The following is a 17087-nucleotide window of genomic DNA, read 5'->3' on the forward strand; positions in this document are numbered from 1 at the left end:
CGGGAGGTGATGGACCTGCACCAGCAGACGAGCCCGCCGGTCGACGGGGCTGCCCCTCCCCCTCCGGCGGTGCTCGTCGGTGACCTCGGCCCGCGTGGCTGCCGCTGGTCCCCGGGCGGGCGGCTCCACCAGATCTTCGAGCAGACCTGCGACGCACTGGAGACCCAAGGGCACCACGACCGGCTGGCCGTGGACGCGGAGGGGCAGCAGGTGTCCTATGCCGAGCTGGACGCCGGCGCCAACCAGCTGGCCCATCTCCTGCGTCGGCGAGGCGTGCACCAGGGTGCCCGGGTGGCCGTGCTGTGCGACCGGCCGCTCGCCAACTACACCGCCCTGCTGGCGGCGCTCAAGGCGGGAGCGGCCTACGTGCCGCTGGACACCGTCTTCCCTGCCGACCGCATCGAGTACGTCCTCCGGGACGCCGACGTCGAACTGGTCGTGACCACCTCGGCGACCCGGCACCTGGCCTGCGCCGGCCCCGCTGCCGTGCTGGACCTCGACGAAGCAGCCGCGGAGATCGCCGCCGAGGACCGGCGCCGGCCGGTCCCGGAGGCGTCGCCCGCGGCCGACGCCCTGGGCTACGTCGTCTACACCTCCGGCACGACGGGGCGTCCCAAGGGGGTGGCGGTCGGCCACTCGGCCATCTGCCACTTCGTCCGGGTGGCCGCCGAGTGCTACGGCGTCCGGGCCGACGACCGCGTGTACCAGGGACTCACCATCGCCTTCGACTTCTCCGTGGAGGAGATCTGGCTCGCGTGGGCCGTGGGCGCCACCCTCGTGCCCCGGCCACCCGGCCGCAGCCTCGTCGGCGAGGACCTGCACGAGTACCTGGCTCGGCACCGGGTCACCGCTCTGTGCTGCGTCCCCACCCTGCTCACCACGCTCGAGGAGGACCTGCCCGACCTGCGGTTCCTGCTGGTCTCCGGCGAGGCCTGTCCTCCGGACCTGGTGCGCCGGTGGCACCGCCCAGGACGGCGGTTCCTCAACGTCTACGGGCCGACCGAGACCACCGTGACCGCCACGTGGACACCCGTCTCCCCGGACCGGCCGGTCACCCTGGGCCGGCCACTGCCCGGCTACTCAGTCGCGGTGCTGGCCCCGGACGACGGCAGGGCGCTGCCGCCGGGGGAGCTCGGCGAGCTGGTGATCGGTGGTGTGGGGCTGGCCCGGGGCTACCTGAACCGTCCAGACCTGACCGCGCGGGCCTTCGTTCCCGACCCACTGCGGCTGCCCGCCAATCCGGCGGGCCTCGTCTACCGCACCGGTGATCTCGCCCGGATCATCGACGGGGAGGTCGAGTACCACGGCCGCATCGATCTGCAGGTCAAGATCCGCGGCTACCGGATCGAGCTGACCGAGATCGAGTCGGTGCTGCTGGAGGTGCCCGAGGTGGCGCAGGCGGCCGTCGCGCCGCACGAGGGCCCCGGCGGGACCGAATTGGTCGCGTACGTCAGCCTCCACAGCGGCACCGGTCCGCTCGACCCGGCCGCGGTCTACGGGCACCTGCGCGGACGGCTGCCCACCTACATGGTGCCGGCCTACCTCGAGGAGCTGCCGGTCCTGCCGATGACCGTCAGCGACAAGGTGAACCGTGCGGCTCTGCCGCCGCCTCACGGACCTCGCAGCCTGGTCGCCGACGGGCCGTACGTGGCGCCGGCGACGCCCCTCGAGGAGTCACTGGCCGGGATCGTGGCCGGTGCCCTCGGCGTCGACCGCATTTCGGTCAACGGCCACCTCTTCGACGACCTCGGCGCGAATTCGCTGCTCCTGGCGCACATCTGCGCCCGTGTCCGGGAGCGAAGCGACCTGCCGGCGATCTCGATCAAGGACGTCTACCAGCACCCGACCGTCCGGGAGCTGGCCGCCACCCTGGTGGGACCGGCCGGTGCGGCCAGGGTGACCGAGCACGTGGACACCCCGGCCCCCGTCAGGACCCGCGGGGTCGAGTACCTGCTGTGCGGCGCTGTGCAGGCGGCGGTCTTCCTCGCCTGGAGCTACGTCATGGCGGTGGCGCTGGTGCGCGGGCACGAGTGGATCACCGTGGCAGACGGTGCGCTGGCGAGCTACGGGCGGGCAGCCGTCTTCGGTGGGACGGCCTTCCTGGTTTCGTGTCTCCTGCCGATCGTCGCCAAGTGGCTGCTCGCGGGCCGCTGGCGGGCCCAGACGTTCCCGGTGTGGAGCCTGCGTTACCTCCGCTTCTGGGTGGTGAAGAGCCTCGTCCGCACCAACCCCCTGGCGTTGTTCCCCGGATCGCCGCTCGCCGTGCTGCACCTGCGGGCCCTGGGCGCACGGATCGGCCCCAGAGCGGTGGTGTTGACCAACCACGTCCCGGTCTGCAGTGACATGCTGACGATCGGCGCGGGCGCGGTGGTGCGGAAGGACGCGTTCCTCAACGGCTACCGAGTGGTCGGCGGGGTCGTCGAGATAGGCCCGGTGAGCATCGGACGCGACGCCGTGGTCGGCGAGATGACCGTTCTGGACGTGCACACGACCATCGGCGACGGCGCCGAGCTGGCCCACGCATCGGCACTGCACGCCGGCCAGTCGGTACCGCCCGGACAACGCTGGCACGGCTCGCCGGCCGAGCCCGCGCCGGTCGCGCCCGGGTCCCTGCCCCCGGCACCGTGCGGTTTCCTGCGTCGGCTCGTCTACGGGACCCTGCAGTTGGCGACGGCGGCGTTCGTCTGGACGCCGCTGTTGATCAGCGCGCTGGGACTCCTCCTGCCGGAGTTCGAGGAGATCGGGAAGCAGTCGCTGACGGACCCAGGCTTCTACGCAGGCCACGCCCTGCTCGCCACTGCGCTCTTCTGGGGTGCCGTGGTCGCGGGCCTTGTCGCCGCGGTCACCCTGCCGCGCCTGCTGTACCGGGCGCTGCCGGCTGACCGGGTCTTCCGGCTCTACGGCTGGCGCTGGTCGGTGCAGCGGACCGTCACACGTTTCACGAACCTGCAGTTCTACACGTTCCTGTTCGGTGACAGCTCGGCGATCGTGCACTGGTTGCGCTGGATCGGCTGGGACCTCGGGCGGGTCCAGCAGACCGGCTCGAACTTCGGCATGGCCGTCAAGCACGAGGTGCCGGGGCTCAGCGCCGTCGGCCCGGGCACGATGGTCTCCGACGGCCTGTCCATGCTCAACGCGGACTTCTCAGCCACCTCCTTCCGCGTGCGACGGACCGCGGTGGGTGCGCGCAACTACCTGGGCAACAACATCGCCTACCCCGCCGGTGGGCGGACTGGGGACAACTGCCTGCTCGCCACCAAGGTCCACGTACCGGTCGACGGGCCGCTGCGGGAGGACGTGGGTCTGCTCGGCTCCCCGCCCTTCGAGATCCCCCGCTCGGTGGAGCGGGACGTCCGAGCGGCCCCCGTCATCAGCCGCAGGCAACGACGGGCCGCGCTGTCGGAGAAGAACCGGCACAACGCCCTGACCGCGGCCCTGTACCTGATCGTGCGCTGGGTGCACTTCGTGGTCGCCACCCTGATCTTCGTCGTGGCGATCGACCACCACGGCCGGCTGGGGCCGATGGTGGTCTCCGCCGGGATCGTCGGCGTCCTGCTCTTCACGACCGGGTTCTTCGTGCTGGTCGAGCGCCGGTTCCCACCCCGCAGCCCGCTGTTCTGCTCGATCTACGAGCCCGAGTTCTGGCGCCATGAGCGGTACTGGAAGGTGCCGGCGATGCTCTACGTCGAGGTGTTCAACGGAACGCCGTTCAAGGCCCTGGTGTGGCGGGCGCTGCGTGTGCGCGTGGGCCGCAGGCTCTTCGACGACGGGTGCTGGATCACCGAGCGGAATCTCACGAGGGTCGGGGACGACTGCACCTGGAACGAGGGCGGCACGATCCAGAGCCACTCACTCGAGGACGGCGTGTTCAAGTCCGACCACGTCGTCATCGGCGCCGGCTGCACGCTCGGAGTCGGCGCCTTCGTGCACTACGGGGCGACGGTGGGCGACGGCGCCGTCTTGGAGCCGGACAGCTTCCTGATGAAGGGCGAGTCCGTCGGGGCGCGGGAACGCTGGGGCGGCAACCCTGCTCGGTTGCTGTCCGTGTCGCAGCCGGCGGGACCTGCACCGACGGCGGCCGGACCTCCGGCCGCGGCGGCGGCGCTGCTGGCCGGGCTGCGGGCGCAGCACCAGCCCGCGCTGCCGGCCGACTCGGGCGTCCGGGTGGAACTGGTCGAGCTGGCCGCCTGCCGCCCGCGGCTGGAGGAGCTGCGCGCGTTGCTGCCGGCCTGCGAGCAGGCCGCGGCCGAGACGATGTCCTCGGCGCACCGCCGCGAACAGTGGATCGCGGGCCGTGCGCTGCTGCGGCTGATGCTCTCCTCGGAGGACCCCTCCCGGGCACCGGTGGAGTGGCCCCTGATGCGGACCGAGACCGATCGGCCGGTGGTGCCCGGCGGTCCGGACGTGAGCCTCGCGCACGCCGACGGCGTCATCGTCGCCGCGCTGGCCCACGGACGGGCGATCGGTGTCGACGTCGAGTGCCTGGAGCACGACCGGGACGACGTCGTGCTGGCCTCGGCGCTCACCGCGGAGGAGCGCGCGCGGTTGGCGGGCGCTCCGCCGGGTGAGCGGGCGGGGCTGTTCCTGCGCATGTGGACGCTCAAGGAGGCCGCGCTCAAGTGCAGCGGCGCCGGGCTCGACGGCGGACCTGAGCGGGTCGGCACCGCACTCGCTCCCGCGCGGGTCTCCGGTCCGCACGTCGCGGAGGCCTTCCGGGGAGCCCCGCTGTGTCACCAGGAGACGTGGGCCCGCGCGGGTAGGTCCTACTGCCTGAGCGTGGTGACCGGCGACCGCGGGCTGCCCGGCTGACCCCCAGGTCAGAGGAGCCGGCGGCTGCCCTCGGCGACCACCCGCAGCCAGCGGTGGCCGTAGCCCTCCAGGGCCAGCTCGACGGCGCCGTCCTCCCCGACGGGCGTCGTCCCCACCTCGAGCAGGTCCTCCAGCCGGTGCGACGCGTCGCACCCGGGCAGGGTCACCGGCACCGTGCGGGGCTCGGCGCCGAGGTTGTGCACCGCGACCAGGGCACCGTCGTCCCAGCTGCTCAGGTGGGCCAGCACCTCGGGGTGCGGCTGGTCGAGCACCTCGAAGGTGCCCCAGCCGAGCTCCGGGGACTCGCGGTAGCGGCGGACGAGCAGCTTCATGAACGACAGCAGCGAGTCAGGGTCGCGGCGCTGGTCGGCGACATTGACGAACTCGGGTGCGAAGCCGCCGTCGACGACCGGGCCGGGCAGCTGGTCGGGGCCGGCGGTGGAGAAGCCGCCGTTGCGCCCGGCGGTCCACTGCATCGGCGTGCGCACCGCCAGCCGGCCCTCGGCCGCCAGGCTCTCCCCCATGCCGATCTCCTCCCCGTAGAACAGCACCGGGGTGCCGGGCAGGGAGAACATCAGGCTGTAGACCATCCGGATGCGCCGGGGGTCGCCGGCCAGCATCGGCGGCAGCCGGCGGACCAGCCCGCGGCCGTAGACCTGCATCCGCTCCTCCGGCCCGAAGGCGGCGAAGACCTCCTGCCGCTCGTCGTCGGTGAGCTTGTCCAGGGTCAGCTCGTCGTGGTTGCGGGCGAACATGCCCCACTGGTTGTCCGGTGAGACCTGCGGGCGGCTGGTCAGCGCCTCCACCAGCGGCCCGGCGTCGCAGCGGGCCAGCGACAGGTACATCGCCTGCATCGCGATGAAGTCGAACTGCATGGTCAGCTCGTCGCCGTCCGGTCCGCCGAAGAACTGCTGCTGCTCCTCGTGCGGCAGGTTGACCTCCCCGAGCAGCACGGCCCCGCCGGCCCGGCGGTTGACCAGCGCGCGCAGCGCCCGCAGGTACTGGTGCGGGTCGAGGAACCGTTCCGCGTCGTCCTCCGGGATGCCGGCGGTCTCCAGCAGGAACGGGACGGCGTCCACCCGGAAGCCGTCCAGGCCCACCTGCAGCCAGAAGCCCATCACCTTGGCGATCTCGTCGCGCACCCGGGGATCGGCCACGTTGAGGTCGGGCTGCTGCTTGTAGAACTTGTGCAGGTACCACTCCCCCGTCTCCTCCGACAGCGTCCAGATGCTGTCCTCCTGGTCGGGGAACACGACCTCCTTGCTGGTGTCCGGCGGTGGGTCGGACCGCCACACGTAGAAGTCCCGGTACGGGGAGTCCTTCGACGCCCGGGCGGACTCGAACCACGGGTGGTGCTCGGAGGTGTGGTTGACCACCAGGTCCGCGATCACCCGCATACCCCGGTCCTTGGCCGTGCGGATCACCTCCACCAGGTCCCCGTGGGTGCCCAGCCGCGGGTCGACGCCGTAGAAGTCGGTGATGTCATAGCCGTCGTCCCGCTCGGCGGTCGGGTAGAAGGGCATCAGCCACACGCAGGTGACGCCCAGGTCGGCGAGGTGGTCCAGGCGCTGCGCCAGGCCGGCGAAGTCCCCGCAGCCGTCGCCGTCCCAGTCCATGAACGTCTCGACGTCCAGGCAGTAGACGACGGCGTTCTTCCACCACAGGTCGCTCGTGTCGGTGATCCGCATCAGGAGCTCCTCAGGGCAGGACGGCGGGCTGCGGCTGCTGCCGAGGGCGCAGCGGCCCGTCCGGGCCGGGCGGGTCGATCGCCACCGCGGGCGCGGGAGCGGTGACGTCGAGCCGGGGCAGCACGTGCTCGCCGAACGCATCGAGGAACGGCCGCTGCTCCTGCCCGACGTGGTGCAGGTACACCTGGTCGAAGCCGAGCTCCACGTACTCGGCGATCCAGGCCGCGTGCTGACCGAGGTCGCTGGAGATGCGCACCACCTCCCCCACCGCCTCCGGGGTCACGTGCGCGCTGGCCAGGTCGAAGGCGCGGGTGGTGTCGAGGTCCCAGCACAGCGGGGGCGGGAACACGTTGCTGCGCCACTGGTCGTGGGCGATCGCGACCGCCCGGTCCGGGTCGGGGTCCCAGGAGACGTGCACCTGGATGGTGAGCGTCCCCTGCCCACCGGCGTCCCGGTAGGCGGAGATCACCTCGCGGAGCGTCTCGTGCGGCTGGTTGATGGTGACCAGCCCGTCAGCCCACTCCGCGTGCCGGGCCGCGGTGGCCGCGGTGACCGCCGGGGCGATGAGGGCGGGCTGCTGCTCCGGCAGCGTCCAGATCCGGGCCCGGTCCACGGTCACCAGCCCCTCGTGGCTGACCTCCTCACCGGCCAGCAGCGCCCGGATGACGTCGACGCACTCGCGCAGCCGGGCGTCGCGCAGCTCCTTGCGCGGCCACACGTGCCCGGTCACGTGCTCGTTCATCGCCTCACCGGAGCCCAGCGCCACCCAAAACCGGCCGGGGAACATCGCGCCCAGCGTCGCGATCGCCTGGGCGACGATCACCGGGTGGTAGCGCTGGCCGGGGGCGTTCACCGCGCCGAAGGGCAGACCGGTGGTGGCCAGCGCCGCGCCGAGCCAGGACCAGGCAAAGCCGGAGTGCCCCTGCCGCTCGTTCCACGGCTCCAGGTGGTCCGAGCACATGGCGGCGGTGAAGCCCACCTGCTCGGCGTGCTGCACCGCCCGGAGCAGCTCCGCCGGGTGCACCTGCTCGTGGGAGTTGTGGAAGCCGATCACCGTCATCCGGCATGCCTACCGAGATCGGGGGTCCGGCGCACGTCGGATGGCGAGGTCCGCCACGGCGGCGGGGCGGCCGGCGACGTCCAGGTGCCGCGCGCAGGTCCGGGACGGCGACCTCCGCCCCGCGGGCACGCCGGGGCGGACCGGTCAGGCCGGTTGCAGGTCGGCCACCACCGACGGGGGCGCCGGCTCGTGCCGCAGCGGGCGGCGGCTGAACCGGCCCGAGCCGTGCGACACCGAGCGGAGGACCCGGGCGTAGTCCAGCAGCTCCCGCTCGGGGACCTCGGCGTGCACGGTGGCCTCGTCCTTGTCGGGCGCGGCCTCGCTGCCGGTGACCCGGGCGCGGCGGCCGGCCAGGTCGCTGAGCACCGGCCCGACCAGGTCGGCGGGGACGGTGACGTCGACCGCACACCACGGCTCGAGCACCTGGGTGCGCGCTGCGGCCGCGGCCTCCCGGACGGCGAGCGCGCCGGCGGTCTGGAACGCGGCGTCGGAGGAGTCGACGGAGTGGGCCTTGCCGTCGACGAGGGTGAAGTGGACGTCGACCAGCGGCCGGTCGCCCTCCAGGCCCCGCGCAGCCTGCGCCCGGATGCCCTTCTCCACGCTGCCGTGGAACTGGGTGGGCACCGCGCCGCCGACGACCCGCTGGTCGAAGGTGATCCCCGAGCCGGGGGGCCCGGGCCGGGCCTCCACCACCGCGACGGCGTACTGGCCGTGCCCGCCGGACTGCTTGACGTGCCGGGCGGTGACCGTGGCCGGCCCGGCGAGGGTCTCGACCAGCGGCACCCGCACCGGCGGGGTCTCCACCGCCACGCCGTACCGGGTGCGCAGGCGGTCCAGCAGCACCTCGGCGTGCGCGTCGCCGACGCACCAGAGCAGCAGCTGACCGGTGTCGGCCCGGCGTTCCACCCGCACCGCCGGGTCCTCGGCCACCAGCCGGGCGATCGCGCCGGCGAGGCGGTCCTCGTCGCTGCGGGAGGACGCCTCCACGGCGACCGGCAGCTGCGGGTCCGGGAGCTCCCAGGGCGGGACGACCAGTGGCTGGTCCGGGCTGGACAGGGTGTCCCCGGTCTCGGCGGTGGTGAGCCGGGCGACCGTGCACACGTCGCCGGCCGGGCACTCGGGGATCGGCCGCAGCGTGCTGCCCAGCGGGCTCGACAGCGCGCCGACCCGCTCGTCCGCGTCGTGGTCGGGATGCCCCCGCTCGGCCAGCCCGTGACCGGAGACGTGCACCGGGATGTCCGGGCGGAGGGTGCCGGAGAAGACCCGGACCAGCGAGACCCGACCCAGGTACGGATCGGTCGTCGTCTTGACGACCTCGGCCACCAGCGGCCCGGCGGGATCGCAGCCCACCACGCCGGCCGGCTTCCCGTCCGGGCGCACCACCGGCGGGCACGGCCGTTCCAGCGGGGAGGGGAAGCCGCTGACCACGAGGTCCAGCAGCTCCCGCACACCCAGGCCGCCGAGCGGGGCCAGGCACAGGACCGGGTGGAAGCTGCCGCGGGCGACGGCCGTCTCCAGGTCGGCGACCAGGTCGGTGACGGCGATCGGCTCCCCGGCCAGGTACCGGTCCATGAGCGACTCGTCCTCGCTCTCGGCGATCACCGCCTCGATCAGCTCGGCCCGCAGCTCGTCGCCCTGCGGGTGGGCCGGCTGGGGCTCCAGCAGGGAGACCAGCTGACCGGGTGTCCCGTCGTCCCCCGGGGCGAGCAGCTGCAGCGGGTGCACCCCGGCGCCCAGCATCTCCTGACAACTGCGCACGACGCCGGGCACGTCGGCGCGCGGCCGGTCGACCTGGGTGACCACCACCGCCCGCGGCTTGCCCACCGCGGCGCACTCGTCCCACAGGTGGACGGTGCCGGCGTCGACGCCCGAGACCGCCGAGACGACGAAGAGGGCGGCGTCGGCGGCCCGCAGCGCGGCGCGCAGCTCACCGACGAAGTCCGGCGCCCCCGGGGTGTCCAGGATGGTGATCCGGTGCCCGGCGTGCTCGACCGTCGCGGCGTGCAGCGACACCGAGTGCTGCTGCCGGACCTCCACCTCCTCGGTGTCCAGGCACGTCGTCCCGTCCTCGACCCGGCCGGCCCGGGTCAGCGCGCCCGTGGCCACCACGAGCGCCTCGGCCAGGGTCGTCTTCCCCGCTCCCGCGCGGCCGACCAGCGCGACGTTGCGCACCCGGTCCGCAGCGCGGGGCGCGGGCGCCCCGGTGCTCTCCTTGTTCGAGTCCTTGCCGTGAGCCGCCACCCCGGACCTCCGCTGAGCCTCGTCGCTCCCTTCGGCTCAGCGTGGTACAGGTCACAGGCCGGGACAAGGGGCGGAGCCCTGTCCGTCGGCCGGGGAGACTGGCCGCCGTGCTGCCTCCTCCCGGCTCGCCCGGCACCGACCTGCCGGTGCGGGACGTGCTGCCGGCGCTGACCGGCGCGTTGTCCGGGTCGGGCGTCGCCGTGCTGGTCGCCCCGCCCGGCACGGGGAAGACGACGCTGGTGCCGCTGGCGCTGGCCGGCCGGCTGCCGGCCCGGGTGCTGGTGGCCGAGCCGCGCCGGGTCGCCGTCCGCGCGGCAGCGCGGCGGATGGCCGCGCTGCTGGGTGAGCCCGTCGGTCGGTCGGTGGGCTACAGCGTGCGCGGGGATCGCCGGTGCAGCGGCGCCACCCGCGTGGAGGTGGTGACCACCGGGCTGCTGGTCCGACGGCTGCAGTCCGACCCCGAGCTCGCCGGCACGTCCGCCGTGGTGCTGGACGAGTGCCACGAGCGGCAGCTGGACACCGACCTCGCGCTCGCCTTTGCCCTCGACGTGCGCGGCGCCCTGCGGCCGGACCTGGAGGTGCTGGCGATGTCGGCCACGGCGCAGGCCGGCCGGCTGGCCGCGCTGCTCGGCGGGGACGCCGGCCCGGCGCCGGTGGTCGAGGCCACCGGCACGCTGCACCCCGTGCGGCCGGTCTGGTGCCCGCCCGCGCCGCCGGTCGCTCCGCCGCTGGGCAACCGCGTCGACCCGCGGCTGCTGGACGCGGTCGCCGGCACCGTGGAACGGGCGCTGGCCGAGGCCGAGGGCGACGTGCTGGTCTTCCTCCCGGGCGCGGCGGAGATCGCCAGGGTCGCGGGCCGGCTCTCCGGGGTGGCCGCGGACCTGCGGCCGCTGCACGGCCGGTTGCCCGCCGCCGAGCAGGACGCGGCGCTCACCGCCGGCCCGCGCCGGCGGGTCGTGCTCGCGACCGACGTCGCCGAGACGAGCCTGACCGTGCCTGGCGTTCGCGTCGTGGTGGACGCCGGGCTGGCCCGCGTCCCGCGGGTGGACGTCGCCCGCGGCCTGGGGACCCTGGTCACCGTGCGGGCCTCGCGGGCCGCGGCCACGCAGCGGGCGGGCCGGGCCGGCCGCGAGGGCCCGGGACGGGTCTACCGGCTGTGGTCGGCCGCCGAGCACGACCGGCTGCCCGCCGCCCCCGAGCCGGAGATCGCCGTCGCCGACCTCACCGGTCTCGCGCTGGAGCTGGCCTGCTGGGGAGCGCCGGACGGCCGGGACCTGGCGCTGCCCGACCCGCCACCGGAGGCGGCGTTCACCGCGGCCCGGGGCACGCTGCGGCAGCTCGAGGCGGTGGACGACGACGGGCGGGTCACTCCCCGGGGCCGCGCGCTCGCCGCGGCCGGGACCCACCCCCGCCTCGCCCGGGCGCTGGTCGACGGCGCTCCCCTGGTGGGCCGCCGGCGGGCCGCGGAGGTGCTGGCGCTGCTGTCGGCCGACGTCCCGACCCCCTCCGACGACCTGGGGACCGCCTGGCGCGCCGTCCGCGCCGGGTCCACCGGCGCCACCGCGCGGTGGCGGGAGGAGACCGGCCGGCTGGCCCGGTCGGTGCCCGACGCGCCGCGCACCGACCTGACCGACGACGTCGCCGCCGGGCTCGTCGTCGGGCTGGCACACCCGGAGTGGCTGGCCCGGCGACGGCCGGGGACGGAGCGCACGTACCTGCTGGCCGGCGGCACGGGCGCCGAGCTGGCGCCGGGCAGCGCGCTGACCGGCGTGGAGTGGCTGGCCGTGGCCGCCGCGGACCGCGCCCCCGGACGGCGGGACGCCCGAGTGCGCGCGGCGGTCGCGATCGATCAGGGCACGGCGCTGGAGGCCGGCGCGGGCGGGCACACCGACGGTCCCGAGGTGGCCTGGCGGGACGGCGACGTGCGGGCCGCTCGGGTGGAGCGGCTCGGCGCCATCGTGCTCACCGAGCGCCCGCTGCCCGACCCGGACCCGGTGGCCGTGGCGGCCGCCGTCGCCGAGGGGCTGCGACGCGAGGGCCTCGGGCTGCTGCGCTGGACCCCGGCCGCTACCGCCCTGCGGGCTCGGCTCGCCGCCGCCCGGGAGGGGCTGGGCGATCCCTGGCCGGCGGTGGACGACGCGTCCCTGCGGGTCACGCTGGCCGGCCTGCCCGCGGTGTCGGCGGCCCGCTGCCGGGCGGACCTGGCGGCGGTCGACGTGACGGCGGCGCTGTCCGGGCTGGTGCCGTGGCAGGTGGCCGGCCGGCTCGACGAGCTGGTGCCCGAGCGGATCGAGGTGCCCACCGGCTCCCGGATCCGGGTGGACTACGCCGACCCCGAGGTGCCCACCCTGTCGGTGCGGGTGCAGGAGGTCTTCGGCTGGGCGGACGCCCCGGTGGTCGCCGGCCGGCCGCTGCGCCTGCAGCTGCTCTCCCCCGCCGCCCGGGTCGTGGCCACGACGGCGGACCTGGCCGGGTTCTGGGTCAGCGGGTACCCCGCCGTCCGCCGGGAGCTGCGCGGCCGGTACCCGCGGCACCCGTGGCCGGAGGACCCGGCGTCGGGCGCCCCCACCCGCCGCGCGAAGCCGCGCGGGGGGCCGGGCTGAGCCGCCGGGCCGCTGCCGTCGGGCCGTGGCCGGCGACCATGTGCAGGACTGGGACCTGGTTGCCCACGGGCAGCACCACCGGGTGGCGGTCACCGGTTCGTCCACCCGGACCGTCACCTGGCACGTCGGCGGCCGCCTCGTCGCGGCGAAGCGGTCGTCGGACGACACCGTGCGGTTCCGTCCCGGGGACCGGCTGCGCACGGGCAGCCCGCCGTCCGGGCCCGACGCGGAGGAGCAGCCGGACGTCGGGGCGCTCGCCGTCACCTCCACCGCCGCACGGGCGCTGCTGGGGACCGGCGGGATCGACCTGGAGCCGCGAGCCCGGCTCTCCGGCCGCGCGGCGCGAGGAGCGGATCCGGCGGCATCCGCGACGGCACACCGCACCGGCCGTCGCCGGCGGTGCGGCCACCACCGTCGTCGTCCCGCTGCCGCCGCTCAGTGCGTCGGGCCCGTCGCGCTGGCCTGGGTGCTGGCCCGCCGGGAGATCCGGGGCCGGCGCGCGCAGGAGGCGCTGCGGGCGGAGCTGAAGGCGGAGCAGACGATCGGCCAGGGTGCGACGTCCCGCCGTCCCGCGGACGGCGACCGGGACCCCCGTCGGCGGGCGGGGCCGCCGAGCGGCCGGTGTGACCACCGACGCACCCCCTCACCCGGCAGCCGCCGGGCGCACCCGCGAGGATCACGGGGTGACGAGCACCCCCGCGCAGCCCACGACCGACGCCTGGGGCATCGACGCCACCTGGCTGGACGCCCTGGACGAGGAGCACACCGTCTCCCCGGAGACGATCGAGCAACTGCGCCAGGTGATCGGCCACCCACCCACGGACCTGCTCGACCACGCGCCGATCGTGGCCCGGCCCGGCGACGCCCTCGAGGTCGAGGGCGGCGAGGTCGACTGCGAGGACGGCTCGACCCGGCAGGTGGACGGCCACCTGCCCGACGACTTCCCGCTCGGCTACCACCGGCTGCGCACCGCCGACGGCCGCGACCGCCGGCTGATCGTCTCCCCCGGCCGCTGCTGGCTGCCCGAGGGGCGGCGCGGCTGGGGGTGGGCGGTGCAGCTGTACGCCACCCGGGGACGCGACAGCTGGGGCATCGGGGACCTCGGCGACCTGCGGGTCGTCCGGGAGCTGGCCGAGCGGCAAGGAGCCGGGTTCCTGCTGGTGAACCCGCTGCACGGGGTGGCGCCGACCCCGGGTCAGGAGGCCAGCCCGTACCTGCCGGCCACCCGCCGGTTCCGGAACCCGGTCTACCTGCGGCTGGCCGACGTGCCCGGTGGAGAGTCCGTCGACCTGGAGGAGGAGGCCGGCCGGGCGCTGAACGACGGCGAGCTCATCGACCGGGACGCGGTGTGGGCGCGCAAGCGCTCCGTGCTGCAGCGGGTCTTCGACAGCGGGGTCGACGAGCGCGAGTTCCGCGAGTGGTGGTGGTTCCAGGGGCAGCCGCTGCAGGACTGGGCCACCTGGTGCGCGCTGGCCGACGAGCACGGCCCGGACTGGCACACCTGGCCCGAGCCCCTGCGCGAGCCGCACGGCGAGGCCGTCCGCGCCTGGGCGGCCGGGCACGAGTCCCAGGTGGCCTTCCACGCCTGGCTGCAGTGGCTGCTGGACCGGCAGCTGCGCGCGGCGACCGGCGACCTGACGGTCATCCAGGACCTGCCCATCGGCGTCGCCGGCGGCGGCGCCGACGCGTGGGCGTGGCAGGACGAGCTCGCCCAGGGGGTGAGCGTCGGCGCGCCGCCGGACGCCTTCAACAGCCAGGGCCAGGACTGGGGATCGCCGCCGTTCGTGCCCTGGCGGTTGCAGCGCGCCGACTACGAGCCGTTCATCCAGTCGATCCGGGCCACCATGGCCGGCGCCGGCGGGCTGCGGGTCGACCACGTCATGGGGTTGTTCCGGCTGTGGTGGGTGCCGGCCCAGGGCAGCGCCGCCGACGGCGCCTACGTCCGCTACCCCTACGAGGACCTGCTGGACATCGTCGCGCTGGAGAGCCACCGGGCGCAGGCGATCGTCGTCGGCGAGGACCTGGGCACCGTGGAGGCGGGGGTCCGGGAGGCGCTGGCCGAGCACGGCATCCTCTCCTACCGGCTGCTGTGGTTCGAGGACGACGAGCCGGCCGGGTGGCCGGTCGAGGCGATGGCCGCGGTGACCACGCACGACCTGCCCACGGTCGCCGGGCTGTGGACCGGGGCCGACCTCGCCGAGCAGCGGGAGCACCGGCTGGGCACCGACGAGGAGCTCGAGCGCGGCCGCACCTCGCTGCTGGAGCACCTGGGCGACGTGCCGGAGGGCGCCGACCCCGCGGAGGCGGTCCTGGCGGCCCACCGGCGGCTGGCGACGGCACCGTCGACGCTGCTGTCGGCCACCCTGGACGACGCGCTCGCCGTGGAGCGCCGGCCGAACGTGCCCGGCGCCGACGACCGGGCCAACTGGTGCCTGCCGCTGCCGGTGCCCACCGAGGAGCTGGCCGGCCACCCGGGTGTGCAGGCGCTCGCGGACGTCCTGGCCCGAGGGCTGAGCGCGCCGCCGGCCGAGCGACCGGCCGCAGCGGAGGCACCTGCCGAGGCGCCCGCCGAGGCGCCGGTCGAGGCGCCGGGCAAGAAGGCATCGGCCAGGAAGGCGGCGGCCAAGAAGCCGCCGGCGAAGAAGGCCGGCGTGAAGACCCCGAAGGCGGGCAAGAGGAAGGCCGCCGAGTCGCCGTCGACCGAGGGGTGACCCGGATGCGCCGAGTCGAACACGTGTTCGACTCCGTGCGATCATCAGCCGGTGGCTGGGGGCATGTACCGGGGCCGGCACGGGGCCTCGCTCGCCGACCGGGCGGCGCGGTCCGGCGTGCCGGTGCCGCCGGTCGGCGAGCCCCCGCCCTCGGCCGGGCCACGCCGCGCCGCCGGCGGCGGGCACGGCCGGCACTGCTGGGTCCTCGACCCCCCGGACGCCCCGGGCACCTGGCCGGGGCTGCTCGTGGAGTGGCGGCAGCGGGAGGGCGGCTGGCAGGGCCGGGTGGCGTACACCGTCGTCGGTGACCACGGCCCGGTGCTGGTGGAGGCGTGGCTGCCGGCCGACCGGCTCAAGCAGGGGTGAGCAGTTTGCGGCGGCACCCCGCCGGGGCACGGGGAGATCAGGTGCCCGGAGCCACCGGGCCTGGAGAGCGGAGGACGAGGATGACCAGCCCGGACGACGAGCCGACCCTCGACGACGTGATGGAGACGACCGAGCCGGCGCCGCGCGACCGCAGCGAGCACGCGAAGGACCCGCACCCGTCGGACGAGGTGCTGGAGCACCGCACCGAGCTGGAGCGGCAGGCCGTCGGGTCCGACGACGCCAGCCCGGCCGGCGCCTACGAGCACGCCGCCGAGTGAGCTGACCGTCGCCGGGAGGGCGGTGCGGCACCCGCACCGCCCTCCCGCGTGCTCAGCGGCGGTCCAGCGACCGGGTGCGCCCCAGCACCAGCGTCAGCAGCAACCCGGCTAGGACGCAGCCGCCGGCCAGCAGGGTCACGCCACCCCAGCCGGCGTCCTGCCAGGCCCGGCCGGCCAGCGTGCCGCCCACCGAGGACCCGACGTAGTACCAGAACGAGTAGAGCGACGCGGCCTGACCGACCGGCCGCCCCCCGAGCTGCGCCCGCGCCGCCACCCATCCGTTGGCCACACCGTGCGCGGCGAAGAAGCCGGCCGTCATCACGCACAGCCCCAGCACGACCAGCCACAGCGGCCGGGGCAGGGTGAGCGCGATGCCGCCGCCCATCACCAGCACGCACAGCGGCACGACCAGTCGCCGGCCGAACCGGTCGGCCAGCCAGCCCGCCGTCGGGGAGCTCGCCGAGCCGAGCAGGTAGGCGAGGAACACCAGGCCGGCCAGCGCCGGGGACAGCCCGTACGGCGCCGCCTCCAGCCGGAACGTGCCGGCGTTGTAGATCGCGACGAAGCCGCCCATGAGCAGCGCGGCCACCCCGTAGAGGGCCAGCAGGGCCGGGTCGGTGAAGGCGGCGGCCAGCTGCCGCAGCAGCCGGCCCTCGCGCGGTACCCGGACGAACCGGCGGGAGGCCGGCAGCAGCAGCCGGACGGCGACCGCGCAGGCGACCGCGACCGCCGCCGCGCCGCCGAGAGCGGCCCGCCAACCGCCGAGCTCGGTCAGGAAGCCGCTGAGCAGCCGGCCGCTCAGCCCGCCGATCGCCGTGCCACTGACGTACAGGCCGACCGCCCGGGAGCTGACCGCGGGGTGCAGCTCCTCGCGCAGGTACGCGACGGCGACCGCGGGCAGCCCGGCCAGCGCGAACCCCTGCAGACCACGCAGCACCAGCAGCACCCACCAGGCCGGCGCGAGCGCGATGAGCACCGCCAGGACCGCCGCCGCGGCCAGGCTGGCGTGCAGGATGCCGGTGCGCCCCCGGCGGTCGGAGACCGGGCCGAGCACCAGCAGGCCGACCGCGAGCGCGCCGGTGGAGATCGAGATGGCCAGCGTGGAGGAGGTCGGGGAGACGCCGAAGGAGCGGGTGAGCTCCGGCAGCAGCGCCTGCGGTGCGTAGAGGGTCGCGAAGACCGCGATCCCGGCGAGGAACACCCCCGCTGCGGCCCGGCGGAACCCGGGCTCGCCCACCTGGTGCCCCGCCCAGCTCACGTCGCCGTCCCCCGCCACGGCTCGAGGGTGCACCTGTGAGCTGCGCCACGATCGCCAGGGGCTGGTTGGCTGG

9 protein-coding genes are annotated in these 17087 nt (G+C 75.5%); 5 read left to right on the top strand and 4 right to left on the bottom strand.

Annotated elements, in window-relative coordinates; all coding sequences use genetic code 11:
* Window positions 1-9 precede the first annotated feature (9 nt).
* Window positions 10-4809 (top strand): Pls/PosA family non-ribosomal peptide synthetase, encoded by a 4800-nt coding sequence (locus HK417_RS03785; RefSeq protein ID WP_222263469.1) that lies wholly within the window; start codon window positions 10-12, stop codon window positions 4807-4809.
* A gap of 8 nt (window positions 4810-4817) precedes the next feature.
* Here HK417_RS03785 and HK417_RS03790 read toward each other — a convergent pair whose 3' ends face one another.
* The 3 genes from HK417_RS03790 to HK417_RS03800 form a co-directional block, all read right to left on the bottom strand.
* A complete protein-coding gene (locus HK417_RS03790; RefSeq protein ID WP_222263472.1) occupies window positions 4818-6497 on the bottom strand; it encodes an alpha-amylase family protein in 1680 nt (559 codons plus the stop codon).
* 10 nt (window positions 6498-6507) lie between these two features.
* Complete coding sequence (locus HK417_RS03795; RefSeq protein WP_222263474.1) at window positions 6508-7557, bottom strand: TIGR03885 family FMN-dependent LLM class oxidoreductase; 1050 nt, start codon at window positions 7555-7557, stop codon at window positions 6508-6510.
* Between the two features lie 144 nt (window positions 7558-7701).
* Window positions 7702-9798 carry an elongation factor G-like protein EF-G2 gene (locus HK417_RS03800; RefSeq protein WP_222263476.1) on the bottom strand — a complete coding sequence of 699 codons (2097 nt, stop codon included), beginning with the start codon at window positions 9796-9798 and terminating at the stop codon, window positions 7702-7704.
* Between the two features lie 107 nt (window positions 9799-9905).
* Between HK417_RS03800 and hrpB the strand changes: the two genes are divergently transcribed.
* The 4 genes from hrpB (at window position 9906) to HK417_RS03820 (ending at window position 15756) form a co-directional block, all read left to right on the top strand.
* Window positions 9906-12401 carry an ATP-dependent helicase HrpB gene (hrpB, locus tag HK417_RS03805; protein ID WP_222263477.1) on the top strand — a complete coding sequence of 832 codons (2496 nt, stop codon included), beginning with the start codon at window positions 9906-9908 and terminating at the stop codon, window positions 12399-12401.
* A gap of 683 nt (window positions 12402-13084) precedes the next feature.
* Window positions 13085-15112 carry a 4-alpha-glucanotransferase gene (malQ, locus tag HK417_RS03810; RefSeq protein WP_308123346.1) on the top strand — a complete coding sequence of 676 codons (2028 nt, stop codon included), beginning with the start codon at window positions 13085-13087 and terminating at the stop codon, window positions 15110-15112.
* A gap of 51 nt (window positions 15113-15163) precedes the next feature.
* A complete protein-coding gene (locus HK417_RS03815) occupies window positions 15164-15478 on the top strand; it encodes a hypothetical protein (protein WP_308123347.1) in 315 nt (104 codons plus the stop codon).
* Between the two features lie 80 nt (window positions 15479-15558).
* Window positions 15559-15756, top strand: a complete 198-nt coding sequence (locus HK417_RS03820) for a hypothetical protein (RefSeq protein WP_222263480.1) — start codon at window positions 15559-15561, stop codon at window positions 15754-15756.
* Window positions 15757-15808: 52 nt separating this feature from the next.
* Here HK417_RS03820 and HK417_RS26330 read toward each other — a convergent pair whose 3' ends face one another.
* Window positions 15809-17032: an MFS transporter gene (locus tag HK417_RS26330; protein ID WP_308123348.1), complete on the bottom strand. Its 1224-nt coding sequence runs from the start codon at window positions 17030-17032 to the stop codon at window positions 15809-15811.
* Window positions 17033-17087 lie beyond the last annotated feature (55 nt).

Origin of the sequence: Modestobacter marinus (assembly GCF_019799945.1) — a bacterium.
GTDB classification, from domain to species: domain Bacteria; phylum Actinomycetota; class Actinomycetes; order Mycobacteriales; family Geodermatophilaceae; genus Modestobacter; species Modestobacter marinus_B.